The following is a 25294-nucleotide window of genomic DNA, read 5'->3' as shown; positions in this document are numbered from 1 at the left end:
TTATAACGGGAAAGTTTTGAGCGGGCAAGCAGGAATTTGGCTGGCTGCTTACTGGGGAGCCAAGGCTTGGCGCGCCATGAAGAGGCCCAACATGGTCTTGGCATCTTCGATCTCGCCGCTGGCGATAGCGGCCATGCACTCATCCAAGCTCAGGCTGACGAGTTCCAGCTCTTCATCCTGGTCAGGCGGCAACGCATCCGGCTGCAGATCCTGAGCGAGGAAGATCCACATGCGCTCGGAGGAGTAGCCGGGGGCGAGGTAGAACTCAGCCAGCAGGCTGAGGGAGCCGGCGGCCATGCCGACTTCTTCGCGCAGCTCACGCTGGGCGGTCTGCTCCACCGGCTCGCCGGGCTCCAGGGTGCCGGCAGGCAGCTCAAGGAGCTGCTTGCCGGTGGAGTGGCGATACTGGCGCACGAGCAGAATTTTGCCTTCGGCATCCACCGGCACCATGGAGACGGCGCCGATGTGCTCGACGGTGTCATAGATCAGCTCGCGGCCGTCGGTGGTCTCGAGCACATCGTGCCGCACGGAGAATTTCTGGCCGCGGTACGCCAATTCACTGCTGATGGTCTTATAGGTCGCCATTAGTCCACGATCTTGTAGTCGGCTACGCGCTGCTCAAGGGCACGCCAGATGTCAGGAGCCGCTTCGCCCGCAGCAAGATGCTCGGCGATGAAGCGACCCATGTCGGCACAGTGGTCAGAGTTGTTGTAGTTGTACATGCCGATGCGGCCCGTGGTGAGCAGGTTGGGCACCTGGCGCAGCTTGTCGCTGACCAGCTTCATTTTGTCGGCATACTCCAGGTCATAGCGCGGGTAGAAGTTGGGCTTGCGGATGACCAGACTGCCGGTCACTTCGTCTGAGCCGTTGATGAGGCCGGTTTCGACCAGGCCATCGATGACGCGCTGGGTGAGCTGCTCATCGCTGGATTGCCAGAGGGGACTGCCCTCAGCGGCGGTAAAGTCGGCCGTGATGACGGTGCGGTCAGCCGGGCCGAGAGCGGGGTTCATCTGCTTTTGTTCAAAGAGGCGGCTGAAAACGACATTGCGCTGCGGGAAGAAGACCCACTGATCTTCCATCACCATCTGGCGCTTGATCCAAACATATACGAGAACCAGGTGGCGGAACTGCAAACCGGTGACCGCCTTATTGAACTGCTCGTCAGTGCCGCCAAAGACCATGCGGCCGATCAGCGGTAGCGGCAGCGAGGAAACGAGATAGTCACAATCAAACTGCTGGGATTTGCCGGCTACTGCGGTCTTGACGCTGCGCACGCGGCCGTCTTGCATTTCCAGGCCTTGCACATCCACGCTGGTGAGCACCTGGCCGCCGTGGGCCAGGATGCCTTCGGCCAACGCCTGCGGCCAGTCACCAAAGCCGGCTTTGGGATAGTAGAAGAACTCGGCATTGGTGTCGGCGGTCTCTTTTTTGAGGCCGAGCAGCTTCAGGACCAGCTCCAGGCCGCCTGAGGCGGGCAGGCGAGTGCGGGCCATCTCCGGGTGCAAAGTGGCGGGTTCGCCCCAAACCTTGTCGGCCAGCGGCTCGAAGACCAACTCATAGGTTGGGCGGCCAAAACGGCGGATGATGTAGTCTTTGTATGAGCCTGGCGGTGTGCGGTTGAAGATGCCCTTGAGGACTTCAATGCCATAGCCAAAGCCGATCTGCAAAAAGCGCACAGGGCCGAGCGCTTTGGCCAGGTTGCCAAGCTTAAGGGGATAGTCGACCAGTTTGCCTTCGAGGTAGAGTCGATTCTTCTTGGGCAACTGGATTAGGCGGTCGCCCATCAGGGCCGTAGCTTCGTCAAGCACACCGGGGATGATGGAATAGAGCTTATGGGCGCCGTAATCCAGCACAAAACCATCGTGCTCAAAGCTGGCGCACAGACCTCCAATGACAGCCTCTTTCTCGAGCACAGTGACGGCGTATTTGCCAGTGCGAGCCAGGAAGTAGCCTGCCGCTAAGCCGCCAACACCGGCGCCAAGCACCACAATTTTTTCTTTGTTAGACAATTGAATCACTCCAAAGCATAGACGATCTTGGACATTGAATTATTTCTTCTCCGCCACGACGAGCATCTGGCCCATCCAGTACGGGATCTGCCAGTGGTACATGCCAAGGCGTTTGACCAGCCAGCCGGCAGCGCGGGCGACAGGGCGCAGATAGGCTTCCATGCGGAAGAGGACATAGCCCAGCTCCAGGCTTTGCCAATGGGTGCGATCTACGCGCAGTTGAAGGCCGAGCTCGTTGAGCATGCGGGTGAGTGTGGGGATGGTGAAGTAGTAGAGATGCACTGACAGCAAGAAGACCCAGCGGCGGCCCATGAGGCGGGCGACCAATGAATGGATGTCAGGATAGTTGACCACCAAGAGTCCGCCCGGTTTGAGGACACGGATGCACTCCTGCAAGGTGGCTTTGGGGTCAGGCGTGTGCTCAAGCACATCCCACAGGCTGACGACATCAAAGCTGGCATCGGCCAGTTTCATATCCTCAATAGTGCCGGGGTATACATCCAAGCCATAGTGCTGCTTGGCCCAGCCAGACATCCAGCGATTGGGCTCACAGCCGGAAACCTGCCAGCCGGCGCGCTGCGCGACGGCCATGAAGGAGCCGCCAGCGGTGCCGACATCCAGAAGGGTGCCGCGCTGCGGGCGCATACGCTCGATGAGCTTGAGCGAGCCGGCGAAGGTGCGCTCACGGCCGGCGGCCTGCGAGACGAACATCTCATCCGTGCCTTCGCTGTACCCGCCGATGACCACATCCGAGCGCAGACGCGGGTTCAAGTACATCAGACCGCATTGCTTGCAACGCACCAACTGGTCAAGCAGCACCTCGTCGCCCGAAGAGCGGAACGTGTTGGCGATCTCGTCTGGCTTGGCGTCCTCGTAACGCGGGGGGTAGACAACCTCGTAATCATCCGCGCCGCATAGATTGCAACTGACATGCTCCAGCAGCGCTTTATACGCTTCTACATTGTTTTGCATTTACTTGCTTCGCCTTAGATAGGTTTTGATGCCTTCGAAACGGGTGTTGATGGCATTGAGTGAAAGCCCGATACCAAGGGCCATTAACCCCGTGGGTACTCCTAGTAGTACTACGCCGCCCAGAATACTATCGGGCAGGCTACCCTGCCCCACAAAGCTGAACAGCCGCAGGATGCCGGCAATGAGCGCGAGCGTCCAGAACAGCAGGGCAACTGCGCCAAAAAGGCGTAATGGGCGGTGGTCCCGCAGCAGGATGGCGGCGGTGAGGATGATGCGATAACCATCGGCAAACGGACGCAGCTTGGAGCTGCTGTCGGCCGGCCGGCTGCGGTAACGAGTGGGTACCTCGACAATATGGAGGCCTTCGGCGAGGGCCTGGATGGTGATCTCGGTCTCAACCTCGAAACCCGAGGTGAGCACAGGCACGCCTTCAACAAAACGGCGGTTGAACGCACGGTAGCCAGAGAGCACATCCTCAAACTGGGTGCCGAACAGGCGGTTGATGTAGGCCACGATCATGCGATTGCCCAATTGGTTAAGACGCTTCATGTTGGCGTCAGTAGCGCCATCCATGCGGTGGCCGACCGCCATATCGGCAGTGCCATCCAGCACAGGCGCCAGCACGGCATTCACATCTTCGGCGTAGTAGGTGTCATCGCCGTCCACCATCACAATGACATCTTCATCCAACTGGTCAAAGATGGCGCGGATGACGTTGCCTTTGCCCAGCGCGCCCACCCGGCGCACTTCGGCGCGGGCCATGCGGGCCAGCTCGGCGCTGCCATCAGTGGAAGCGTTGTCGAAGACGTAGACCTTGGCGCGCGGCAGGTTCTTGCGGAAATCTGCCACCACTTTGGCAATGGTGGCAGCCTCATTATGGCAGGGGATGGCCACAGCGATGCGAGGGCGTGCGGGGGTACGTTTGGATGGCATGATCAGCGTGCAAACCAGCGGAGCGCCAGCGCCCGGTAGGGCACCATCTCCATCTTGGTTTGGAAGTTACGGCGCAAGAAGTTGAAGGGCTGCGACAACAGCTTGAGGGGATGATAACGCAGTTTCCACCACAGGAATCTCGCATACAGGCGGAAGCGGAATGCGGCCAATGCCTTATAGTCCTGACGCCAGGTGGGGCTGAAGTTAAGCTCAGACAGGTTGCTGTAGCCCTGGAACTGGTCATAGATGGAGGAGCCTGGCACCGGCGTAATGATGAAGAGGGCCACCTCGTCCACACCGACGCGGGTCAGATCGCGCACCATGTCCCAGGTCATTTGGAGATCCTCAGGGGTTTCGCCAGGGTAGCCGAGCACAAAGCAGGCCTGCGAACGGATGCCAACCTGGTTCATGCGCTTGACCAGGCGCACGGCATGGCCCAGGTTGAAAGGCTTGCGCATCAGCTTGAGCAGGCGCGGCGAGCCGGTTTCCGGCGAAATGGATATGTAGCGGCAGCCGGCAGCGGCCATTTGGTCAATCGTCTCTTCGTTGAGCATCGTCTCAACCTTGGTGCCAGCGGCGATCTTCCAAGTGATCTTGAGGCCGCGGCGGATGATCTCAGCACAGATGGCACGGATACGCTCATCAGAGATGGTGGGGTCAAGGTCTTCAATGTGAAACTCGCTCACGCCCAGTGTGCGCTGGAAATGCTCGATCTCATCCACCACGTTGGCGGCTGAACGCGGGCGCCAGCGCTGGCGGTTGGTGGCGGGAACCACACAGAAGCCGCAGGGGTACGGGCAGCCGCGCGAGGTGAGCAACGGCAGATAGCGCTCCGCTGAGAGCGGGCCGTGGGCAAAACCGAGGCTCCAGTAGTTGTGCAGCGGGAACAGATCCCAAGCGGGGAAAGGTAGCGCGCTGAGCTCAGCTTCATCCATGAACCCGGCGGGGAGAGTGTAAAAGTCTGGCCCGCCCACCCCATCAATGGCGCGAACAGCAGCAGCATCACCAGCTTGCAGCGCATCCAGCAGGCGCAGGGCGCGGCGCTCTGGCTCCCCGGTGAGGATGTAGTGTGCCCCGGCCGCATAAAATTCGGCGGCGACATGCGAGAGGGCATAGGCGGTGACGGCCTGCGTATTCTCGACGACCACCAGGGTGGCTTGCGGCGCGGCGTGGCGGGCGGCGCGCACCATTTCCATGGTGGACATGTGGTTGGTCAGGTTAATGGCGTAGACGAAGATGATGCGGCTATCGGCGGGGATCTGGGCGGCCAGCTCGGCTGGCGAAAGCCCGTAGACGTAAAACTCCCCCTGGTTGCGCGCCTGGCGCGGCGCGGCGGCATAGGCATCGAGCACTTGCACCGGGTGGCCAGCAGCCCGCAGGCTGGCGGCAAGGTAAGCCAGGCTGATGGGCATATAGACGATGCCAGTGGTCAGCGGGTCGTTGCGTTGCGCTACCAGATTGGGGTTGATTAGCAAAACTGACATAGGGTGCGCCCCACTGCCGTGCGCAATGAGTGCGAAAGATTAATTATACCTAGCGGCCATGTGGTGATTGGTTATGGCAGCGAGCTGCACTGCAGGCTGGCGGCGTAAGGAGCCAATGCATCTGTGGCCGCAGCTTGCAGGAAATGGACTGCGGCTACATAAAAGTAGCCTTCGTGCTGGCAGGCCAGCACGATCACATCGGCAGCATTAGGGAATGGGTGGACCCCGCCCGGCAAGGCCATGAGGAAGTGGCCTTGCGGGCCAACCAACCGGAACTCGGTGTGATCAAAAGGAAGACCGTCACCGACGGCAATCTCGGCAGGTGTACCGGCGCCTTGGTGGCGCGGGTACATGGCACGGCCCCAATACAGCCCAGCACCAGGCTGGCTGAGGAAGGCGGCCGGGTCGAGGCCGCTGGCAGCGATGGCAGGCGAAGCCTGCAGGCGCTGCAACGCGTCGGCCTGGGTTAGGCTGGCATAGTGGTTGGGGAGCAGCCCCTCGGCCAGCGGAATGAAGCTGCCCGCCAACAGAGCCAGCACCGCAGTCCACACCAGGCCGCGGTGCAGCTTAAGGCGAGCCGGCGGCTTGGCAGGCTGGACGGCGGGTGTAGCCGCCTGGAAGCCAAACAGGTAGCGGGCAGCCCACAAGGTGAGCTGGCCGATGCCCAGCGCATAGAAGAGGATGAGTACCCAATCAGCCGGCAGGATCAGGCGCCAGCCGGAAACACGCGCCAGCGCGGTGCTGGCACTGTAAAGCAAGTGCAGGCCGAGCGGGATAAGGGTCAGCCAGCCGACCCGGCGCCAGGCGGCGCCGATGCCCAGAGCGACCAGAGCCATGTTGATGGTCAGCGGCCAAGCCAGGTCTGGCGGGATGATGCCATCCCAGTCAGCCCAGTAGGGCGTGTTGTCAATATAGGCGCTGAGGGAGCAGCAGTGTGTCCAAAGCTGCGCCTCACGTTGCGGCCAGTAGGGGCGCAGGTTGTAGAACTCCACCAGACGGTCGGTGAGGTCAAAGCGAGCGGGCAGCGCAAGAAAAGAAGCCACTTCGTTATGGAGGAAGTGGGCGGTGATGAAGCGGGTCACTTCCACAGGATGCTCAAGCACAAACTGACGCACATTAGCGAAGCCCAGGCTCGCATACTCATCCACCGATGTAGTCTCAACATCAAAACCGGGGTCATTGCTTTCTGGGGTGAGGCTGTACTGGCGAGCCATGTAGAGCGCTTGGTACGGCTGCGAGTAGCCGAACTCGCCCGTGCGGGCACCATTGCGCAGCATCCAGGGCACGGCGGCGAGCACAAAACCAAGCAGCAGCAGCCCTCCCAGCGTGGCGCGCATACGCCAAATGGGGAGGCTGCGCCAGCCGCCGGGAATGCGCATTGCGGCCAGCAAAAGCAGTACTGGCAGGAAGATCAAGGTTTGTGAGCGCAACAGGAACAGCAGGCCCAGAGCCGCCCCCACCCACAGCGCGGCGCGCGGGCTGTGCTGTTTATGCTGCAACCAGTGCAGCACGAACAACGTGAGAGCGGCCAGGCCCAGCGCAGTAGGCAAGTCAGTCATCAGCAACTTGGAATGCGAGACCAGAATGCGGTTGGAGAGCGCCAGGGTGTTGACTTCCCTAAAGATGATGAGCAAAGCCAGCAGGATGCCCGAAAACCGGTGATGAAGCTGGGCAGCGATGAAATAGAGCACCACTGGAAAGAGGGCGAGGACAAGGATCTGCGTATTGACCACATCCGCATATTCCTGCCCGGCAACGGCGTGCAACCCCACGAGAAAGATGCCGTACAGCGGCTTCTCAATAATGTCAGTGAAGCGGTTGCCGGTCAGGAAGCTTTGCGCGGCAATATCCAAGGTAGCCGCGTCTGAGTTCGGGTAGTACTCCCAGTTGGGTGCGGACGGCGCGGGCGAGAAATGCGTGGGACGCAACGGCTCGGCGGTCCAAAGCAGGACCGCCAGCAGCCACAGGCCGATGGCGACAACAGCGTCCAGGCGGCTTTGGCGCCAGCCTGAGCGGCGGACAGCCCAGGCGCCGGCGGTAGCCAGCAGCACGGCAGCCAGCCAAGATAGCAGGACCTGCGTGTTGAGTATCGGAGCGCCCGGCGTATCCCAGCCGGTGCGGTCTGGCGAAAGGCCTAAGCCAGTGAGCACCATGACGATGACGACCAGCAACATAGTGGCCAACGCCGGTGCCGCGACACGCAGCACGCTGCGCTCGGCGCCCCACCTCAGCGTGGGACGCAGCCGCGGCCACAATATCACCGCGCCGGCGGCGGCCCAGGCCAGCCAGGCGCTGAGCGGCAAGATGCGCAGCAAGCGCGCCTGAGCAAACGCATCCGTGATACGCAGGCTGAACAACACAAGATACAAGGCCAGCACGAAGACGATGGCCGCCAACACCAGAAGCACATGCAAACGTATTGGGCGGGAAGTTAGAGCATGAGCAATAGAACGCAGCCCGGCCTCAGCACGCGCCAACGCTGTGCAGCCCGCCGCCAGTCCCAATAACAAGGCCACCAAGGCCAAGCGGGCGAGCGAGAGGCCCAGCAGCAGCGCGGCGTCTTGCTGGCTGGGCTGGGCGAAGACCAGCCCAACGGCCAGCAGGGCGCCAAAGGCGGCGGCCTGTAGCCATATGCGCAGCCAATGGTGAAGGGGGCGTTTCATTTAGCCTTTTCTAACATATTTGCGCAAAGCAAAAGGGGCTGGATTGCTCCAGCCCTTTTGGGTTCGCGTTCGGTTTAGGGGATGTGCAGCTGTGTGCCGCCAGGAATATTCTGGTCAAGACTCATGCTGTTGGCTTCGGCAATGTGCTCGGGCCAAACGTCGCCAAAGGCGCAGGCGATGCTGTAGAAGGTATCAGCGCCGGAGGCCACGTAGGTGGCAGGGTGGGCGCGGAGGGAACGCACACCCCCGAAACTACCCACTCCGCTGGGGATGGTGATGGTGGTGCCGACGCTGAGGCTGTTGGCGTTGTTGGCATTCAGACCGTTGGCAGAAAGCAGCGCATCCGGATTAATGTCAAAACGGCGCGCCAGGCAATAGGGCCATTCGCCCTCGTGCAGGGTGTAACTGCTGGGCACGGCTAATTGGGTGATGGGCGCGGGGGTGGTGGTGGCGGTGGGCTCGGGTGTGGCGCTGGGCTGCACGGTGGCCGTGTCGCCAAAGAGGGGCGTGGGGCTCAGCTCCAGGGTGGGCAGCGTGCCCGCCTTGTCCTGCGCAGCCAGCGCGGTTTGGGTGGCCATGGTGTTGAAGATGGAGACAAACGGGTCTTCAGTAGCCGAGCCGGCCACAGGATCCGTGGTGGCGGAACGCGTGCAGGCGGCCAGCAGCAGGCCAAGAAGTGCGATCAGGAGCGCAAACGAGCGTTTTCTCATGGTTTCAGAACATCCATTCCAGTCAGATCGCGATACTAGCATACGCAAAATTGAGCGTCAAGCGAAGCGGGCTGGCAATGTGCGCTGCTTCGTAGCAGCGATAGAAGGAATATTCGGCAAAGCCGAGTTCACTGCCGATTGAGGTCAGTTTTCGCCTGGGTGCAGTTTGGACGCAAGCAAGCCTCAGCTACTGAGCAGCGGCTCGAGTGTTGCGAAATCGAACTCAATGTAGGGCTGGCCGGCGTCGATACGCTCGCGGCGGCCGCGCATGAAATTGGCGATCCAGGGATTATCAATGTTCTCGAGGTCAAAGTCGCGGTGGATTACGGCATACAGCTCAAGTTCTCGGATCTTCATGAAGTACGGCATTTCCCGCAACCACTTGGGTTCAAGCGTGCACTGGCTGGCGTAACCGCGCAGGAAGGGCGGCATGAATTCGGCCGTAAAGGCTGCTTTGTCCTCGGCGGTGCTGGCCATGTAGAAAAGCACCATAGCGATATCGTTGACCAGCCAGTTGTAGCCGCAATCATCGAAGTCAAACAGGGTAATGCGGCCATCGTCATCAATGAAGAGATTGCCGCTGTGGGCATCCTGGTGAGTTAGCCCGTAAGACTGGGCGTCTTTAGGTAACGTGCGCACATAGTCGCAGACTTGCTTGTAGCGCTGTTTGATTTCGTGTTCGCTGTCGGGCAGGAAAGTGTTCACAAAGTCAAAGATGGGGTCATCCCACTGCGGGCGCTTGGGCGGCGCGGTATAGGCCTGGGTAAGTTTGTGCATGCGGCCAATGGTCTCGCCGTAGGTCTGGTATAGCTCTGGCGTCCAGCGGCCGCGGGCGGGGCCGCCAGGCGCCTTGGCGAAAGCGACAGCCAGGAAATCACCACCATGTCCATCCGGGATGGACTCGACCAGCTTATCGTTGATGGAGTGGATCGCCTGGGCGGCAGAGACACCGCCAGCGACGAGGTAGTTGATCCACTCCGTCTCGCCTTCGATCAAGGTCTGGTTACGGCGGTGGCTGTGGCCGATGCGCAGGATGTATTCCTTGCCATCCCGCGGGAATTCAAAGATGAAGCTTTCAAAGCTATCCAACATCTTGACCGCTGCAGGCTCTACGCCGTAGCGTTGAGCCGCCTGGTGCAAGATGGCATCATTGAAACGGTCTTTGATGAATTGTTCCATGCGGAGAATGGTACTTGGAAATCAGAAACTGCTTGAAGAGATTGGAGATTAACTTATATCCACCACGCAGAAACGATTGCCTTCAGGGTCTTGCATGATGATGTAATCGGCAGTGGGCGGGCGCTTGTTCCACTGCACTTCGGTGGCGCCCAGCGCCTTCAGGCGAGCTACTTCGGCGGCCTGGTCTTCCGTGTAAAGGTCGAGATGGATGCGCGGCGGCAGCTCGTAGGCCGAGTAATGCTGGTCGAGCGAAATATTGGGGCCAGCGCCGTTGCGCGGATGCAGCACAATAAAATCAGCGCTGCGAGACCCTTCGCGTGGCACATAATCCAAAGCAGCGGTCCAGAAGGCTTCCATGCGCGGTAAATGCTCCACCCGAAAGACGATGGAACCAACGCGCAAGCTGGGGTTCATGCTTGGTGGAGTTAAGCGACAGCCGGTCGGAACTTGTAACCGTAGATTAGCATGCCGCGCTCATCGGTGGCGGAGCGCAGCAGGCGGGTGACCATTTCCACCGGCATGCCGATGGCAGGGGTTTGCTCACCCAGGTCAGTGAGTTGAGCGGTGACCAGCGGGCCTTCGACCAGCTTGACCATGGCCAAGGTGTAGGGCGCCTGCTCGGCATAGCCTTCGGGTGCGTCGTACACGGTGGTGAAAGAGTAGACCTCGCCCTTGCCGCTGAACTGGAAGAGGGTCTTGGCCTCTTCGCCACATTCGGGGCAGATGTCACGCGGCGGGAACAGTTTGGCGTCACAATGCTCGCATACCTCGCCGGTGAGCGAGTAGCGCTGTTTCTTAAGTCTCCAATGGCGCGGAATATCCATCTTTTGTTTCTCCTGTCGAGCTTACTGTAATTGGGCCAGACTCTCAGAAACTATCAAATTGGCGGTGATTAATGCGCCTATAATCCAGCAGCTATGACCGTGGAATCTGACGAACAACTGCAAGCGTTGAAGGCGATCGGTAAGATCTGTGCCGCAACCCTGCGCAAAATGATGGCGGCCGCCAAGCCGGGCATGACCACGCGGGAATTAGACGAGCTAGGCCGCGGCTTCCTGGAAGCCCAGGGCGCGGCCTCGGCGCCAGAGGTCATGTACCAGTTCCCGTGCGCTACCTGCATCAGTGTTGCGCCGGTGATTGCCCACGGGGTGCCGGGGGATTATGTACTGCAGGCGGGCGACCTTATCCATATTGATGTATCTGCCGAAAAAGATGGTTACTTCGCAGACACCGGCGCATCGATGCAGGTGGGCAAGAAGAGCCAGGATATCAGCGCCCTGCTGGAAGCAACCAAAGAGACGTTAAAAAAGACACTGGCGACCGCCAAGGCGGGAGTACTCATCAGCGAGCTGGGACGCACCATGCAGAGCGAAGCGCGTCAGCGGGGCTACAACACGATCGCCGAGTTGGCCAGCCATGGCATTGGGCGCAAACTGCACGAATACCCGAGCGATGTGCTAAACGTGCCTAACCCACGCGACAAACGCGTGCTGACCGAAGGGTTGGTGCTGGCCCTGGAACCGTTCCTTGCCGTAGGATCCGGGCGCATTACTGAAGATAGCGACGGCTGGTCATTGCGCACACGTGACCGCTCGATCGCGGCCCAGTTTGAGCACACGATCGTGATCACGCAGGGCAAGCCGATCATCCTGACCCAAGCTTAAAAAAGCCCGCCGAATGGCGGGCTTTTTATTGGCTTTGGGATTGCTCGGGAAAGACTACAGCGCGTAGCGCTTGGCAAACTCTAGCGGGAACGGGATCCGGTTGGCGTAGAAATAGCGGATGAGCTGGCCCTGGTGCTGGGCTTCGTGCTCAAGCAGATCGTAAAGGATGTGCTGGCGCGCCTCGTTCCAAGGCTGCTCAGCGGCGGCGAGGGCGGCATGCAGCCCAGCCTGTGAAGCGGCCAGGGCCGCCTGCACGCTGGCGGGCACTTCGGGTTCCTTCAGGCTGCAACTGAAACCTTGCCAGGCGCCGGCTTCAAAAGCACGCGCATAGCTCTCGCGAGCGCCGACCACGCACCAGAACTGGGCGCCGATGGTGTTGGATGGCGCGGCGCCATTGTGGCTCTTTAGCTGCTCGCTGGTGAGCGATGCGGCCAGCGCGTTGGTGAGCGTGGTAGCTTTATCTAGACGAGCAGCAAGCAGATCCATCTAATTCTCCAATCGGCGCAAAACATGCGTGACCGCGGTCGAGGCAGGCCCGCCCAGGCTCTGCACGATAGCGGTCTTGGCGTCGGCCACTTGCGCCCCGCCCGCCTGACCGCGCAGCTGCAGGGCCGCTTCGGCGGCCTGGTAGGCGCCGGTAGCGCCGCCCGGGAAGCCGCGGGCCTTCAGCCCGCCCAGGGTCGTGATGGGCATCTGGCCGTTGAGCGAAATGGCGCCGTTCTGGGCCAGCTTCCAGCCCTCGCCGCGGGTAGCCAAGCCAGCCGCTTCCAGCGTCAGGGCGCTATAGATGGAGAAAGCATCGAACAATTCGAACAGGTCAGCATCGCCAGGCAAAATGCCAGCCTGGGCGCAGGCGCGCTCAATGGAGAGGCGCGCCGCGTTGAAGGTGAGCGGGTCCGGGCGGTCATGCAGAGCCAGAGTATCGGTAACCGCGCTGGAGCCGATAATCTCAACCAGGGGGTGCGAAAACTTGGGGGGCAGACGCTCACGGCGCGTGAGGATGAGCGCCGCGGCGCCATCGGCATTTGGCGCAACATCAAACATATTGAGCGGCGCGCTGACCATGCCAGCCTTGGTATAGGTCTCTGGCTTGATGGCCTTGCGGAACATGGCATTAGGATTGTGTGCGCCGTTGGCGTGGGCAGTGAGGGCAAAGCCTGCCAGAGCATGCTCTGGCAGTTTGTGCTCATGCACATAGCGCTGCGCCAGCAGGGCCGCCTGGGCGGTGAGGGTGAGGCCCTGCTCGGCTTCGTAGTCAGTGTCGGAGCTCATCGCCAGGGCGGCTTCGACCTCAGCAGGCACTTGCTCGCTGAGCTTCTCGACGCCCAGCACCATGGCGGCGTCTACCTGGCCGCTGGCAACCGCCAGCATGCCGACGCGCAGGGCCATGGCGGCGGAGGCGCCGGCGGCTTCCACCGTGGTGGCCTCAATACCCGTTAGGCCGGCAAAGTCGGCCAAGAGTGCGCCGAGCTGGCCTTGCCTGGAGAGCTGGCCCGCCAGCATGTTGCCGACGTACAGCGCAGTGGGGCGCAGGCCGCCAGCATCCTGCATGGCCGCTTCCATGGCGTGGAAGGCCAGCTCGCGCAGCGAGGTGTTCCAGTGTTCGTTGACGGGCGTCTGCCCGATACCGGCGATGATGATGTTGGTCATAATTCCCTTACTTCATTGTCAACTTGCCGCGCATACGTACATATGCGGCATAGTCGATCTCGGTGCGGCGTTGGATGTATTGCTCTGTGGTGGGCGCCAGGGCCGGCTTGCCAGCGATATTGTCGGTCACCCGCAGCACCATTGCATCCGAGCCAGCGCCAGAACCGAAGGAGACCAGCATGATGCGGTCGCCTGGCTTGGCAATATCCAAAATAGCGGTCAGGCCAATGATGGCCGCGCCGGAGTACGTGTTGCCGATGCGCGGCACCAGCAGCCCGGTCTGGATCTGCTCAGGTGCAAAGCCCAGCATCTGGCCGGCGCGCTGCGGGAACTTGGCGTTGGGCTGGTGGAAGACGGCGTAGGCATAATCTTCAGGCTTTGTGCCAGTGGCATCGAACATGGCCTGGCCGGCGGTGGTGATGTGCTTGAAGTAAGCCGGTTCGCCGGTGAAGCGCTGGCCATGCTCCGGGTACTTGGCATATTGACGGCGCCAGAAATCGGGCGTATCGGTGACGAAGGAATAAGTGCATTCGATCTCGGCGACGGATTCTTCGGCCGGGCCAATGATGAAAGCCGCCCCGCCCGCCCCCGCCGTGTATTCCAAAGCATCGCCCGGGCGGCCCTGGGCCGTGTCCATGCCGATGGCCATGGCGTACTGCGCCATGCGCGAGCCGACGAAGCCCATGGCAGCCACCATGGCCTCGGTGCCAGCTTTGCAGGCAAACTCCCAGTCGGCGGCCTGAATGCTGGTTGACGCGCCGATGGCTTCGGCTACCAGCGTGGAGCTGGGCTTCACCGCGTAGGGATGCGACTCGGAGCCGACCCAGATGGCGCGCAGTTCTTTGACCGGCACCTGAGCGCGGGCGACCGCATTGCGGGCGGCCTCGATCGACATAGTGATGACGTCCTCATCCAAGCCAGGCACAGATTTTTCAACAATGGGCAAACCAGCTGTCCCATCCGTCCACACACGGGCCACTTCTTTGGCTGGCAGACGGTAGCGCGGCACATAGGCGCCATAGCCAACGATGCCAACTGGATGCTCCGGTTTGAGCAAGCGGGCGGTTTCGTGCTCGTGAATGTGTTCTGTCATTGCGACCATTCCTTTAATAATTGCTCGGCGCGGTCTACGCGCACGGTTTTTTCGGCAACCAACTGTGCGGCCAGTTTCTCAACCTGCTCGCCTTGTGCGCCAGCGGCAATCGCCACCTGGCGGGCATGCAGGCTCATGTGGCCGCGTTGGATACCCTCGGTGGCCAGGGCGCGCAAGGCGGCCAGGTTTTGGGCCAGGCCGACGGCGGTAATTATCTCTGCCAACTCGGCCGCAGTGGAAACGCCCATCAGCTTGAGCGCGGCCTGGGCGGTGGGATGAACCTTGGTGGCGCCGCCCACGATGCCAACGGCCATCGGCAGCTCCAAGCTGCCGACGAGGTCACCGTCCGGCGAGACGCCCCAGGTGCTGAGCGAAGTGTAGCGGCCGCGGCTTGCGGCGTAAGCATGGGCGCCGGCTTCCACGGCGCGCCAATCATTGCCGGTGGCAATGACCACGGCATCAATGCCGTTCATGATGCCCTTGTTGTGCGTGGCCGCCCGGTACGGGTCAGCGGCGGCGAAGGCCCAGGCCTCCACGATGCCATCGCGCACCTGCTCGGCAGAGAAATCACCGAAGGCGAGCTCGCTGCGCTTGATGGTGCAGGCGGCGCGCGCCAGGCGGCGGTCGGCCAGGTTGCTGAGGATGCGCAGGTGGACGCGGCCGCCGGTGAGGGCTTCGATGCGCGGCGCCAGGCGCTCGCAGGCGGTGTTGATGGCATTGGCGCCCATGGCATCGCGCACGTCGTAGATCAGATGCAGCACCAGGAACGGCCCAATGGGTGACTCGTCAATACGGCGCACGACCAGCTCACGCGGGCCGCCGCCCAGCTTCAGGAGGACAGGGTCGATTTGGGCTGCCTCGGCCAGCAAATCAGGCGTGGCGGCCTGGATGGCGGCGGTGGCGGCATCCAAGTCAGTCACGTCCAACAATTGCATCTGACCGATCATGTGCGGCGCGTCGGTGGAGGCGGTGAAACCGCCAGCAGCGCGGGCCAGTTTGGCCATGAACGACGCGCCCGCCACGACCGAGGGTTCCTCGACGGCCATCGGCACCAGCACCTCGCGGCCATTGACTACGAAGTTGAGCCCCAGGCCGAGCGGAAGGCTGTGCACGCCGATGGCGTTCTCGACCATGTGGTCAGCCGCTTCGGCGTGGATGCCACCTTCGGCCAGGGCAGCCAACTGTTCCTCAGTGAGCACTCCAAGGCCACGCAGGCGCTGGTGGCGCTCTTCTATTGAAAGGTCATAGAAACCAGGAATACGAGAGGTGCTTTCAGTGGGCGAACTCATACACCCTAATTAATACGCGGGAGTACTTGCAAAAGCTATCAGGAACGGGTGGGGTTTGTGGGGAGAAATTTGTGGCTAAAAAGCAGGTTCTCCATGACAATCCAAGCCAACTTGAGGAGAATCATGAAACCCTTACATAAGCATCTCAGTTGGGGCTTTGTATTGCTGCTGACCCTTCTGGCTGCGTGCAGCCCCAGCGCCCCGGCAACGCCTACACCCACCCCAAGCGGTGGTGGCGGCGACACGAGCGCAAGCGGCTCGACGGACGCCGGCGGCTCGGCCGCTGATCCTGGGGCGAGCGTAGACGCTGCCACCGGGTTGGGTGCGCCGGTACTGGGCGCAGCGCCGGCTGGCGCGGCGCCGCCGGCCAGCCGGCCCAGTGGCGCACTGCCCAGCGATACATCGGCGGAGAATTCAGCCACGATCGCAATATCTGGCGGGTTGCCGCTGATGGTAACGGGCGGGTCCTGTTCCACGCTGGATGGCGAAACCTATGTCAGCGTACCTGCTGTCTTTGACGCGCCGCCTCCGTACGCCTCTTTGGTCATTTATCCGGCCTCGGATGAAAGCAACCTTCGCGGCGGCTATCTGGTGTGGGCAAGCAGTGACGCCGCTACCGATAGTGCCCTGGTATCCACACAGGATTTATTTGTAATCACATTAAACGACGACCTGTTTTCGGGTAGCTTCGCCGGTACTGCGCACAAGGTAGTGGAAGGTGTGCCAGTTCAAGAAGTGATTGATGTCAACGGTGTCTTCAATTGCATCGCCGGTCTGCTGCGTGTATTTGGCGATCACCCAGTGGATATGACCGGAGCTCAATGCGAGACGGTTCCCCAGATCGTGATCAGCAGCGGGCGAAGTGGCGAGAATGCAGCCTTGCTGGTGGTGGAACCCGGTGCCACGCCGGATACCGCGGTGCGCGGCGGATTGAGTTGGCGCGTAGGCGGTAGCGAGTACACTACCAACTGGCTCAGCGTGACCGTAAACGCTGACCAACTGTCAGGCTCCTACTACGGCGAAGGCCGCCGCCCAGATGGCAGCACTTTCCCAGTGCAGGGTGCATTCAACTGTCTGGGGATGTAAAAAGCGAGCAACCCTAATACAAAAAGCCTTTGGCGATGCCAAAGGCTTTTTTGTATTAGGCACCCTCGTATAATCGCCACCATGACCGCCATCACCAGCCGCAGCAACCCAAAAGTGAAACTAGTACGCAGCCTGCATGAACGGAAGACGCGGCAGGCAACCAGCCAATTCCTGGTTGAAGGCGTGTTTCACATCGGCGCAGCGTTGGAGGCTGGAGCAACATTAGAGATGGCGCTATATGCGCCCACCCTGCTGCGCGGTGAGTTTGCCCACGGGTTGCCGCAGCGGCTGCAGCAGGCGGGCGTGGAAACTATCGAAACAAACGAAGATGTGATGGCCAGCTTGAGCGAGAAGGACAACCCGCAGGGCATTCTGGCGGTTGCCCGCCAGAATGCGACCCACCTGGCGAACCTGCAGGTGCATCCCTCGGCGGTGTATTTGGCGGCGGTGGCTCCGCAAGACCCCGGGAACCTGGGCAGCCTGCTGCGCACGCTGGACGCGGCAGGCGGCGAGGGCTTGCTGCTACTGGATGGCGGCGCCGACCCCTGGCACCTGCAGGCTGTGCGAGCGGGTATGGGGGCCCACTTCACCAAGCCGATCGTGCAAGCCAGCTTTGCAGACTTTGTGGTGTGGGCCGCCGCAGAGGGCGTGAGCATCTACGGCAGCTCGGCCAAAGCCGAGCTTCCCTATCGCGAGGTGACCTACACGCGCCCAGCAGCCCTGCTGCTGGGCAGCGAGCGCGAAGGGCTGAGCCCAGAGCAGCTGACCACCTGCAGGCAGGTGGTCAGTATGCCAATGCGCGGGCGGGTCACTTCGCTCAACCTGGCTGTGGCGGCAGGGATCTGGCTGTATACAGTATTGGCCTAGCGCTGTTAGCCCTTGGGGAAGGTAAACGAAGCATATTCTTTGCCCTGCTTCTTGTATTGAGCGATCGCCTCGGCCACTTGCGGGTTGCTGGTCATGGCATCTTCTAGACCTTTGGAATCCCAGGTGACACGGCCGGCATGATATGAGGCCTTCATGCCTTCCACGGCCACATTGGCCTGGGCTGTCACTACACTCGCTTTGATCCTCTCTTCCAAGGCGGCCAGTGATTCTTCAGCCGCCTGGCTCTTGCCGGCAAATTCGGCTTCGATATCCGCAACGCGCTGGCGCACATCGGGCGGCATGGTTTCCTCAATCATGCGCTGTTTTTCTGATTCCAATTGAGCAGCCTTCGACTTCATGTCAACATATTGGTTCATCAGGTTCAGGATTTCTTCGTTTGTCATGCATATCTCCTTGGTTAGGGGTTACCCCAGATACGATATGAGTCAGTTGTGCAACGGGTGGCTTCATGCAGGCCGTCCAGGCAGACCTTGTAGACCACCTGCTCCCAATTCTGTCCTTGCACAGGTGGCACGCTTAGCTGGGTCTGCCCATTGGCATCCGTAGGGGGGAACGTGTAGAGCTGGCTGCCGCCTGAGGGCGTGGTAAGCTCCAAATAGGGCTGCAAGCCGGCCAGCAACTGGCCGTTGGCGTGCAGACTGGCGTAGATGGTCTGACCTTCAGTGGAGGAAACCTGCGAGCGCGCCTCCCACACATCAATGCGGATCTGTTCAAAAGCAGCTTGCACCTGGGGCGAAGCTTGATCGTAAAACTTTGTGCGGTACTCCAGCCCAAGCGGCAGCGGGCTGACCTGTCCGTTTTGATAACGCAAGCATGCGTTCACAAAGCACTGGCTTGCGCCGCCATCCGTGGGTTGCAACTCTGCAATCGGTGCGCCAAAGAGCTCGTAGCCGCCGCGCTGGGTGATGTACTCGTTGAAAACTAAAGGCACGTTGTAACCAAAGTCGCCATCCAATGCATAGAAGGTGAGATTGGCATTCTCCACCCGGGTGACGCGCGGATCAGGCAGGATGCCGAGCAGGGCCGTGATCGGGCGAGGCAGGACTGCGCTGGGCTGATCGGCTGGGGTGTAGAGCACCATGTTGTTGAAGATGACCTCTATGCTGCCATCGGCCAGCTGATATGGCCCCGCCAGGCGCGTGCCTACCACGTCACCCAGCGCGGCCACAGCGCCCACGAACGGCTCGCCATAGGCCAACTGAGACTGGATGACGGCGGCCGGGCTGCTGGCAGGTGCGCCGCAGCCCTGGGCGCAGACCTGGCGGCCGTAGTCCATCAGGCGTACGCCGGTCTGGGGCTCATCCAGGTCCATATAAAAACCCAGATTCTCAAAGTATTGCTCAACCCGGCTTTGCTCTTCTATAAAACGCACGCCGGTGAGCGGCTTGCCAATGTAGCGCTGCCCGCCGAGTTGGCGATAGAGATCCTCGAAACCTTCGTAAATAATGTAGCCATCGACAAAAAGCACGTCGGGCAGATTCATGTCCGGCAGGGGTGCATCCCAAACGCCCAGCTGCTGGCCCAATGGGGCCAGACTGTACTGTTCACTAGGCGCCAAGGCCGGGTTGTAGACCATGAGGCCGGCTTCGATGTATTGCTTTTGGATGTTGCCTTCAACAATGCCGGGCGAGATCACGGCGCCGGCGCGCTGCGGCCCGCCCAGAAAGGCATAAAACTCCGCAAACACTGGCTCGATGCTATACGGGCTAGGGGTGCTGGAAGCGGAATTGGCGCGTGGGGCGGCGCAGGCGACAAGCAGGAGCCCCAGTGTGAGTAGCAATAGGTGATTTCTGCGCCATGCCATATTGTTAATGGGTAAAGGCGATTTTAACATGCGGGCTCACCCTACCCTTTGCCTGGCTGGGGGCGAAAGTACTATAATGAAAACTACCCCATCTCCAAAGGAGCGCCCATGGTGCAAGTGAATGAAGCCAAAACCGAAGCACGCCCTATGACGGAAGAAGGCGACTTTCTGCCGATCCAGGGTATTGACCATTTACATTTCTACGTAGGCAATGCAAAACAAGCCATGCACTACTGGTGGAAGGGTCTGGGCTTCAAGCCCGTAGCCTATTCCGGCCTGGAGACGGGCAACCGCGAGTTTGCTTCTTACGTTTTGGAGTCTGGCAAGATCCGCGTTGTGGTGTCGGCTGCGTATGGCCCCAGCCATGAGATCGCCGGCCACCACCTGGCCCACGGCGACGGGGTCAAGGTTGTAGCCCTGCAAGTGGAAGATGTGGAGAAAGCCTACAAAGAGACCACCGCGCGCGGCGGCCAGAGCGCCTGGGCGCCGCGTGAGGAAAAGGACGACTTCGGCGTTCTGCGCACCTCCGCCATTCACACCTACGGCGAAGTGCTGCACATGTTCGTAGACCGCAGCGACTATAAAGGCCCTTTCGCCCCCGGCTACGAGCCGTACGAGCGCGAAGCACAGAGCACGGGCCTGGCCGCGGTAGACCACATTGTGGGCAATGTTCAGCTGGGCAAGATGAACCACTGGGTGAACTTCTATCACCGCGTGATGGGCTTCCGCCAACTGCAACACTTTGACGACGAGGACATCAGCACCGAGTATTCGGCCTTGATGTCCAAAGTGATGGAGAATGGCAACGGCCGCATCAAACTGCCGATCAATGAGCCGGCCGACGGCAAGCGCCGCAGCCAGATCGAGGAGTACCTGGACTACTACCTGGGGCCTGGCGTTCAACACTTGGCGCTCTCCACGGGCGACATCATTGAGACGATCACGCAGCTCAAGGCGAATGGCATTGAGTTCCTGCGTGTGCCTGACGAGTACTACGAACTGCTGCCTAAGCGCGTAGGCGACATCGTCAAAGAACCGTTGGACAAGATCAACGAGCTGGGCATCCTGGTGGACAAGGACGATGAGGGTTATTTGCTGCAAGTGTTCTCTCGCCCTATTCAGGACCGCCCCACGGCTTTCATTGAAGTGATCCAGCGCCGCGGCAGCCGCGGCTTCGGCAAGGGCAACTTCAAGGCCCTGTTCGAAGCGCTGGAAGCCGAGCAAGATCGCCGCGGCAACCTGTAAAGCCAATGCGATATCTGACCTTCAAAGCACCTGGTGATGGGCGCCCCCGTTTGGGGGCGCTCATTGCAGAAGACCGCGTGGTCTCGCTGGGCCGCGGCGACCTGCCGCAGGACATGCTGAGCTTTATCCGCGCCGGGGCGGCCACCTGGGGGCTGGCGGCGCAAGTGGCGCGCCAGACCCAGACTGTGTGGCCGCTGGATGAGGTGCGCCTGCTGGCGCCGTTGCAAAACCCACCCAGCATACGTGATGCATATGCTTTTGAGCAGCATGTGCGCACCGCCAACCAGAACCGCGGGCGCGAAGTGCCGGCGGAATGGTACGAGTTCCCCGTCTTTTACTTCACCAATCCCACGACGGTGTTTGGGCCAGATGATGAGATCCAAAAGCCCAGTTACACCGAAGCGCTGGATTATGAGCTGGAAGTTGCCGCGATCATTGGCAAGCCCGGCAAAGACATCCCGGCCGAGAATGCGCTGGAGCACATTTTTGGCTTCACCATCATGAATGACTGGTCTGCCCGTGATGTGCAGCGCAAGGAAATGAAAGTGGGTCTTGGCCCTGCCAAGGGCAAGGATTTTGCCACCAGCCTCGGCCCTGTGATCGTGACGCCGGATGAGCTGGAAAGCGTTAGTGCCGCCCGGCCGGGTGTATACAGCCTGGCGATGACGGCACGCGTGAACGGCAAAGAGCTTTCGCGCGGCAACTGGGCCGATATCCATTACTCCTTTGGGGAAATCATTGCGCGGGCTTCGCAGGGGGTAACCCTGCAGCCGGGAGACGTCATCGGCTCTGGTACGGTAGGCACTGGCTGCCTGCTGGAACTGACCAAGGCCGAAGGCCCGTGGCTGAAGGCTGGGGATGCTATTGAGCTCGAAATCGAACGCATTGGCACACTCAAAAACACTGTGCGTTAGCTCTGACGACTGAATTAGAATACTTTCAAGGCGGCTAAGGCTGCCAGCTACCCATCTCGATAAAGGAGCTCCCTCATGCCCTTCTATCATTCCCTTGGTGAATTTCCGCAAAAACGCCATGTGCAATTCCGCAAGCCGAGTGGCGGCTTGTACCGCGAAGAAGTCATGGGCTTGGAGGGCTTTTCCGGCATCCAATCCCTGCTGTATCACCACTTCCTGCCGCCGCGCATCAAGAAGGTAGAGCTGCTGGGCAGCGCCAAATCTGAGTACGTGGACTTTGGTGCCATCCGCCACCGCGCCTTCCGCACCGCGGATATCCCCGCCGGCGGCGACCCGGTAGCCGCCCGCCGCGAGCTGCTAGGCAACAACGATGTCACTATCGGGCTGAGCCGCCCGACCAAAAGCATGGATTACTTCTACCGCAATGCGCAGGCCTACGAGTGCTGGTTTGTGCATGAGGGCAGCGGCGTGCTGCGCAGCCAGTTTGGCGTTCTCGAGTTCCGCGAGGGCGACTATCTGGTAATCCCATTCGGAGTGACATGGAAGCTGGAGCTCTCCGGCACGGAGGCTCGCTTCCTGGTGGTCGAGACACCCTCGCACATTGAGCCGCCGCGCCGCTACCGCAACGAATACGGCCAACTGCTGGAGCATGCGCCGTACACCGAGCGCGACATCCGTGTGCCTACCCAACTGGACACGCACACTGAGCGCGGCGAGTTCGAAGTGCGCGTAAAGGTGCGCGACAGCATTACGCGCCACATTCTGGACCATCACCCGCATGATGTGGTGGGCTGGGATGGGTACCTGTATCCGTGGATCTTCAACATCAACGACTATGAGCCGCGCACCGGCGCTCTGCACTTGCCCCCGCCGACCCATCAGACCTTCCAAGGCCGCGGCTTTGTGCTGTGCTCGTTCGTGCCGCGCCTGTATGACTATCATCCAGATGCGATTCCCGCTCCGTACAACCACTCGAATGTGCAGTCTGACGAAGTGATCTATTACGCCGAGGGCGAGTTCATGTCTCGCAAGGGGATTGACCGTTGCGATATTTCGATGCATCCCTTCGGCTTGCCGCACGGCCCGCAGCCTGGCGCCACCGAGGCCTCGATCGGCAAGCAGCGCACGGATGAGCTGGCGGTGATGGTGGACACCTTCCACCCACTGCACGTCACCACGGCCGCGCTGGAGATGGAAAAGCCTGAATACCAGGACAGCTGGCTGGAAGGCGACGGCGAATAATGAAGGGCAAAGCACTCGAGCGCAACATTGCCCGGATGGCGCTGGCAGCCGGGCTGGTATTGGCTGCCATGCTGGTAGCGATGGTGCTGCAGGGCTCAGCCGAGACCTCCTTTGACACCTTCATGCCGCCGGCTGAGTATGCAGGCAACTTGCTGCAACATGAGGCGGCGGTGCGCACGTACGTGGCGCTGGACAGCCTGTTTGTGCTGTTCTACACGGCGCTGTTCGTGCTGCTGGCGATGGCGCTGAAGAATGCCGAGAATATGTGGCTGGTAGCTGCCGGCCTGGGCGCCTTGCTGATCACTACGTACCTGGACGTGCATGAGAACAATGAGCTGCTGGTCTTCATCCAGATGGCGCAGCAAGGCGTACTGCCCACCGCCGAGGTGGTGCACGCACGCGCCCTGTGGAGCGCGATCAAGTTTCATAGCAGCTACGTCAGCTTTTTTTTGATGGCGTTTGTGCTGCCGGATAAGACAACGCTGGAGCGCGGTTTGCGCTGGAGCTTGTGGCTGGGCTATGTGCTGTTCGGCGTGCTGGTGTACGCCTTTCCCAGCCCGTGGTTTACGCTGGCGCGCTTTTTCTTCATGCTGGTGGGGCTGTTTCTGCTGGCGTGGAACTTCCACCTGCGGGCACGCAAGTAGCCGCTGATGGAACTTGACCCGCAAAATGCCCCGGCCGGAGCGCTGGGCAAGATCATCAACGGTTCGGTGGTGCCCCGCCCGATCGCGTGGGTGTCCACGGCGGATAGCAACGGCGTGCGCAACCTGGCGCCCTTCTCGTTCTTCAACGTAGCCGCGCACAAGCCCCCCACCCTGCTGTTCTGTATCGAAGTGCGCGGCACGGATGGCGGCGTCAAGGATACATACAAGAATATTATTGCCACCAAGCAGTATGCGATCAACATTGTCAGCGAGCCGCTGGCGGAAGCAATGAACCTGAGCTCGACCGAGCTGCCGCCGGAGCGCGACGAGTTCGAAGTGGCCCGGCTGACGCCGGCAGCCTGCGTGCGCATCAAGGCGCCGCGGGTGGCGGAGAGCCCGGTCAGCTTCGAATGCGAGCTGCGCCAGGTGGTACCCATTGGGGATGGCACGCCAGGCTCGGCTTGGATCATGATCGGGGAGATCGTCTATATCCATGTGGCCGACGAGATCATCAATGACAAGTTCTATGTGGATGCGCAAAAGCTCCAGGCGATCGGACGTCTTTCCGGCTTTGGCTATACGCGTACCAATGACACCTTTGACATGAAGCGCCCACCCTCTCAACTTGCGAGCTAGACCATGATCACGATCAACAGCATCAGACTTTGGATGGAAGCCAACGAAAGCATTGCCCCCTGGGTGGTGCTGGGTGCGGTCCTGTTCAGCTTCATCATTGCCCGCTATGTCGTAGGCCGCGGGCTGACCTGGCTGGCGCGCAGCACCAAGAACCAGTGGGACGATGTGCTGGTGAAGCACATGCGGCCCAACCGCCTGTCGTGGGTGGCGCCGCTGGCGGTAATCTACGCCTTTGCGTACCTGTGGCCGCAGTTCGCACGCTCGCTGCAATCCGTATCGCTCTTTATTATTCTGTGGATCCTGGTGCTTACATTGAACGCCCTGCTCTCGGCGGCCAATATCATCTACGAGAGCCGGGCCAACTACAGCGGTGTAGCGATCCAAGGCTATCTGGACCTGGGCAAGATCCTAGTCATTGGCGTGGGCATCATTCTGAGCATCTCGGTGTTCACGGGGCGCTCGCCACTGCTGCTGCTGGGTGGGCTGGGGGCGCTGACGGCGATCCTGCTGCTCATCTTCCAGGACACGATCCTGGGGTTGGTGGCCAGTGTGCAGATCGCCGCCAATGATCTGGTCAAGGAAGGCGACTGGATCGAAGTGCCGGCGTTCAATGCGGACGGGGATGTGACCAACATGTCTCTGCATACGGTCAAGATCCAGAACTTTGACAAGACCTTTACGGTGATCCCGACCCATAAGCTGCTGGAAGTGTCTTTCAAGAACTGGCGCGGCATGAGCCAGAGCGGCGGGCGGCGAGTGAAGCGCTCCATTTCGCTGGATATCCAGAGCGTGCGCTTTTGCAATGAAAAAGAGATGGCGCGGCTTAAGCAAATGGAGCTGCTCAAGGATTTCTTCACCAACAAGCCCAGCCAGCTGACCAATGTTTCAGTGTTCATGGCCTATGTGGATGGCTATCTGCGGCAGCGGCCGGATGTGAAGAAGGACCAAACCATTATGGTGCGCCAGCTGGATCCCGGCCCTACAGGCCTGCCGATCGAGATCTATATCTTCACCACGACCACGGCCTGGGAAGCTTATGAGGCGATCCAGGCGAGCATCTTTGACCATCTGCTGGCTGTGGCGCCGGAATTTGGGCTACGAGTGTTCCAGAACCCGACGGGGGCTGATTTCTCCAGCTTTGGCAGCAGCCTGAGCACGTAAACCCTGCAAAGTTATTATGTCCAAAACA

Annotated in this window: 25 protein-coding genes; 9 read left to right on the top strand and 16 right to left on the bottom strand. The window is 60.7% G+C overall.

What is annotated here, in order from left to right; all coding sequences use genetic code 11:
* Nucleotides 1-48: 48 nt before the first annotated feature.
* The 10 genes from KIT08_08325 to KIT08_08280 all read right to left on the bottom strand — a co-directional run bounded on the left by KIT08_08325 (nt 49) and on the right by KIT08_08280 (nt 10774).
* Nucleotides 49-585 (bottom strand): NUDIX hydrolase, encoded by a 537-nt coding sequence (locus tag KIT08_08325; GenBank protein ID UYN89093.1) that lies wholly within the window; start codon nt 583-585, stop codon nt 49-51.
* Nucleotides 585-2009 (bottom strand): NAD(P)-binding protein, encoded by a 1425-nt coding sequence (locus KIT08_08320; protein UYN89092.1) that lies wholly within the window; start codon nt 2007-2009, stop codon nt 585-587. Before KIT08_08320 ends, KIT08_08325 begins: the two co-directional genes overlap by 1 nt.
* A gap of 39 nt (nt 2010-2048) precedes the next feature.
* Nucleotides 2049-2981, bottom strand: coding sequence for a class I SAM-dependent methyltransferase (locus KIT08_08315; protein UYN89091.1), 933 nt, complete (start codon nt 2979-2981; stop codon nt 2049-2051).
* Nucleotides 2982-3914, bottom strand: a complete 933-nt coding sequence (locus KIT08_08310; GenBank protein ID UYN89090.1) for a glycosyltransferase — start codon at nt 3912-3914, stop codon at nt 2982-2984.
* A 2-nt stretch (nt 3915-3916) separates the two neighbouring features.
* Entirely contained in the window at nt 3917-5398 is a 1482-nt protein-coding gene (locus tag KIT08_08305) for a B12-binding domain-containing radical SAM protein (GenBank protein UYN89089.1), read from the bottom strand.
* Nucleotides 5399-5469: 71 nt separating this feature from the next.
* Nucleotides 5470-8061 carry a hypothetical protein gene (locus tag KIT08_08300; GenBank protein ID UYN89088.1) on the bottom strand — a complete coding sequence of 864 codons (2592 nt, stop codon included), beginning with the start codon at nt 8059-8061 and terminating at the stop codon, nt 5470-5472.
* A 74-nt stretch (nt 8062-8135) separates the two neighbouring features.
* Nucleotides 8136-8771: a LysM peptidoglycan-binding domain-containing protein gene (locus KIT08_08295; protein ID UYN89087.1), complete on the bottom strand. Its 636-nt coding sequence runs from the start codon at nt 8769-8771 to the stop codon at nt 8136-8138.
* Nucleotides 8772-8954: 183 nt separating this feature from the next.
* Complete coding sequence (locus tag KIT08_08290) at nt 8955-9950, bottom strand: phosphotransferase (GenBank protein ID UYN89086.1); 996 nt, start codon at nt 9948-9950, stop codon at nt 8955-8957.
* A 48-nt stretch (nt 9951-9998) separates the two neighbouring features.
* Nucleotides 9999-10364: a hypothetical protein gene (locus KIT08_08285; GenBank protein UYN89085.1), complete on the bottom strand. Its 366-nt coding sequence runs from the start codon at nt 10362-10364 to the stop codon at nt 9999-10001.
* A gap of 11 nt (nt 10365-10375) precedes the next feature.
* Entirely contained in the window at nt 10376-10774 is a 399-nt protein-coding gene (locus KIT08_08280; GenBank protein ID UYN89084.1) for a Zn-ribbon domain-containing OB-fold protein, read from the bottom strand.
* 93 nt (nt 10775-10867) lie between these two features.
* Between KIT08_08280 and map the strand changes: the two genes are divergently transcribed.
* The gene (gene map / locus KIT08_08275) at nt 10868-11614 is read left to right on the top strand and encodes a type I methionyl aminopeptidase (protein UYN89083.1); all 747 of its coding nucleotides are present in this window, start codon (nt 10868-10870) and stop codon (nt 11612-11614) included.
* 54 nt (nt 11615-11668) lie between these two features.
* Here map and KIT08_08270 read toward each other — a convergent pair whose 3' ends face one another.
* From KIT08_08270 to KIT08_08255, 4 genes are read right to left on the bottom strand one after another with little or no spacing between them, the layout of a single operon-like run.
* Nucleotides 11669-12100 carry a hypothetical protein gene (locus tag KIT08_08270; GenBank protein ID UYN89082.1) on the bottom strand — a complete coding sequence of 144 codons (432 nt, stop codon included), beginning with the start codon at nt 12098-12100 and terminating at the stop codon, nt 11669-11671.
* Complete coding sequence (locus tag KIT08_08265) at nt 12101-13264, bottom strand: thiolase domain-containing protein (GenBank protein UYN89081.1); 1164 nt, start codon at nt 13262-13264, stop codon at nt 12101-12103.
* Between the two features lie 7 nt (nt 13265-13271).
* Entirely contained in the window at nt 13272-14357 is a 1086-nt protein-coding gene (locus tag KIT08_08260; GenBank protein UYN89080.1) for a hydroxymethylglutaryl-CoA synthase, read from the bottom strand.
* Nucleotides 14354-15646 (bottom strand): hydroxymethylglutaryl-CoA reductase, degradative, encoded by a 1293-nt coding sequence (locus tag KIT08_08255; GenBank protein UYN89079.1) that lies wholly within the window; start codon nt 15644-15646, stop codon nt 14354-14356. The genes KIT08_08260 and KIT08_08255 overlap by 4 nt, the downstream gene beginning before the upstream one ends.
* Before the next feature lie 123 nt (nt 15647-15769).
* Here KIT08_08255 and KIT08_08250 point away from each other — a divergent pair, with 123 nt between their 5' ends.
* Complete coding sequence (locus tag KIT08_08250; protein ID UYN89078.1) at nt 15770-16732, top strand: hypothetical protein; 963 nt, start codon at nt 15770-15772, stop codon at nt 16730-16732.
* Nucleotides 16733-16813: 81 nt separating this feature from the next.
* Nucleotides 16814-17599, top strand: a complete 786-nt coding sequence (locus tag KIT08_08245; GenBank protein ID UYN89077.1) for an RNA methyltransferase — start codon at nt 16814-16816, stop codon at nt 17597-17599.
* Between the two features lie 5 nt (nt 17600-17604).
* Here the strand turns inward: KIT08_08245 and KIT08_08240 are convergent, their stop codons facing one another.
* Together KIT08_08240 and KIT08_08235 are read right to left on the bottom strand one after the other, a co-directional pair.
* Nucleotides 17605-18003 carry a hypothetical protein gene (locus KIT08_08240; protein UYN89076.1) on the bottom strand — a complete coding sequence of 133 codons (399 nt, stop codon included), beginning with the start codon at nt 18001-18003 and terminating at the stop codon, nt 17605-17607.
* Between the two features lie 14 nt (nt 18004-18017).
* A complete protein-coding gene (locus KIT08_08235) occupies nt 18018-19424 on the bottom strand; it encodes a hypothetical protein (protein UYN89075.1) in 1407 nt (468 codons plus the stop codon).
* A gap of 108 nt (nt 19425-19532) precedes the next feature.
* Between KIT08_08235 and hppD the strand changes: the two genes are divergently transcribed.
* From hppD to KIT08_08205, 6 genes are all read left to right on the top strand, one after another.
* Nucleotides 19533-20669, top strand: coding sequence for a 4-hydroxyphenylpyruvate dioxygenase (gene hppD / locus KIT08_08230; protein UYN89074.1), 1137 nt, complete (start codon nt 19533-19535; stop codon nt 20667-20669).
* 50 nt (nt 20670-20719) lie between these two features.
* Complete coding sequence (locus tag KIT08_08225; protein UYN89073.1) at nt 20720-21583, top strand: fumarylacetoacetate hydrolase family protein; 864 nt, start codon at nt 20720-20722, stop codon at nt 21581-21583.
* A gap of 75 nt (nt 21584-21658) precedes the next feature.
* Nucleotides 21659-22825 carry a homogentisate 1,2-dioxygenase gene (locus tag KIT08_08220; protein UYN89072.1) on the top strand — a complete coding sequence of 389 codons (1167 nt, stop codon included), beginning with the start codon at nt 21659-21661 and terminating at the stop codon, nt 22823-22825.
* On the top strand, nt 22825-23469 hold the full coding sequence (locus KIT08_08215) for a hypothetical protein (GenBank protein ID UYN89071.1): 645 nt from the start codon (nt 22825-22827) through the stop codon (nt 23467-23469). Before KIT08_08220 ends, KIT08_08215 begins: the two co-directional genes overlap by 1 nt.
* A 6-nt stretch (nt 23470-23475) precedes the next feature.
* Complete coding sequence (locus tag KIT08_08210; GenBank protein UYN89070.1) at nt 23476-24105, top strand: flavin reductase family protein; 630 nt, start codon at nt 23476-23478, stop codon at nt 24103-24105.
* A 3-nt stretch (nt 24106-24108) separates the two neighbouring features.
* Nucleotides 24109-25266 carry a mechanosensitive ion channel gene (locus KIT08_08205; protein UYN89069.1) on the top strand — a complete coding sequence of 386 codons (1158 nt, stop codon included), beginning with the start codon at nt 24109-24111 and terminating at the stop codon, nt 25264-25266.
* Nucleotides 25267-25294 lie beyond the last annotated feature (28 nt).

This window comes from Anaerolineales bacterium, from assembly GCA_025808555.1.
GTDB lineage: Bacteria > Chloroflexota > Anaerolineae > Anaerolineales > UBA11579 > JAMCZK01.
Note: the sequence above shows the minus strand (reverse complement) of the source record. Positions and strands in the feature narration are given on the sequence as shown.

Excerpts from the sequence above, each read along its gene's own strand:
- KIT08_08270 (UYN89082.1), bottom strand. The coding sequence starts at position 12,100 with ATGGATCTGCTTGCTGCTCGTCTAGATAAAGCTACCACGCTCACCAAC.
- KIT08_08300 (UYN89088.1), bottom strand. The coding sequence starts at position 8,061 with ATGAAACGCCCCCTTCACCATTGGCTGCGCATATGGCTACAGGCCGCC.
- KIT08_08250 (UYN89078.1), top strand. The coding sequence starts at position 15,770 with ATGAAACCCTTACATAAGCATCTCAGTTGGGGCTTTGTATTGCTGCTG.
- KIT08_08315 (UYN89091.1), bottom strand. The coding sequence starts at position 2,981 with ATGCAAAACAATGTAGAAGCGTATAAAGCGCTGCTGGAGCATGTCAGT.
- KIT08_08280 (UYN89084.1), bottom strand. The coding sequence starts at position 10,774 with ATGGATATTCCGCGCCATTGGAGACTTAAGAAACAGCGCTACTCGCTC.
- KIT08_08255 (UYN89079.1), bottom strand. The coding sequence starts at position 15,646 with ATGAGTTCGCCCACTGAAAGCACCTCTCGTATTCCTGGTTTCTATGAC.
- KIT08_08220 (UYN89072.1), top strand. The coding sequence starts at position 21,659 with ATGCCCTTCTATCATTCCCTTGGTGAATTTCCGCAAAAACGCCATGTG.
- KIT08_08240 (UYN89076.1), bottom strand. The coding sequence starts at position 18,003 with ATGACAAACGAAGAAATCCTGAACCTGATGAACCAATATGTTGACATG.
- KIT08_08210 (UYN89070.1), top strand. The coding sequence starts at position 23,476 with ATGGAACTTGACCCGCAAAATGCCCCGGCCGGAGCGCTGGGCAAGATC.
- KIT08_08325 (UYN89093.1), bottom strand. The coding sequence starts at position 585 with ATGGCGACCTATAAGACCATCAGCAGTGAATTGGCGTACCGCGGCCAG.
- KIT08_08310 (UYN89090.1), bottom strand. The coding sequence starts at position 3,914 with ATGCCATCCAAACGTACCCCCGCACGCCCTCGCATCGCTGTGGCCATC.
- KIT08_08285 (UYN89085.1), bottom strand. The coding sequence starts at position 10,364 with ATGAACCCCAGCTTGCGCGTTGGTTCCATCGTCTTTCGGGTGGAGCAT.
- hppD (UYN89074.1), top strand. The coding sequence starts at position 19,533 with ATGGTGCAAGTGAATGAAGCCAAAACCGAAGCACGCCCTATGACGGAA.
- KIT08_08245 (UYN89077.1), top strand. The coding sequence starts at position 16,814 with ATGACCGCCATCACCAGCCGCAGCAACCCAAAAGTGAAACTAGTACGC.
- KIT08_08295 (UYN89087.1), bottom strand. The coding sequence starts at position 8,771 with ATGAGAAAACGCTCGTTTGCGCTCCTGATCGCACTTCTTGGCCTGCTG.
- KIT08_08260 (UYN89080.1), bottom strand. The coding sequence starts at position 14,357 with ATGACAGAACACATTCACGAGCACGAAACCGCCCGCTTGCTCAAACCG.
- KIT08_08305 (UYN89089.1), bottom strand. The coding sequence starts at position 5,398 with ATGTCAGTTTTGCTAATCAACCCCAATCTGGTAGCGCAACGCAACGAC.
- KIT08_08235 (UYN89075.1), bottom strand. The coding sequence starts at position 19,424 with ATGGCATGGCGCAGAAATCACCTATTGCTACTCACACTGGGGCTCCTG.
- KIT08_08215 (UYN89071.1), top strand. The coding sequence starts at position 22,825 with ATGAAGGGCAAAGCACTCGAGCGCAACATTGCCCGGATGGCGCTGGCA.
- KIT08_08290 (UYN89086.1), bottom strand. The coding sequence starts at position 9,950 with ATGGAACAATTCATCAAAGACCGTTTCAATGATGCCATCTTGCACCAG.
- KIT08_08205 (UYN89069.1), top strand. The coding sequence starts at position 24,109 with ATGATCACGATCAACAGCATCAGACTTTGGATGGAAGCCAACGAAAGC.
- map (UYN89083.1), top strand. The coding sequence starts at position 10,868 with ATGACCGTGGAATCTGACGAACAACTGCAAGCGTTGAAGGCGATCGGT.
- KIT08_08265 (UYN89081.1), bottom strand. The coding sequence starts at position 13,264 with ATGACCAACATCATCATCGCCGGTATCGGGCAGACGCCCGTCAACGAA.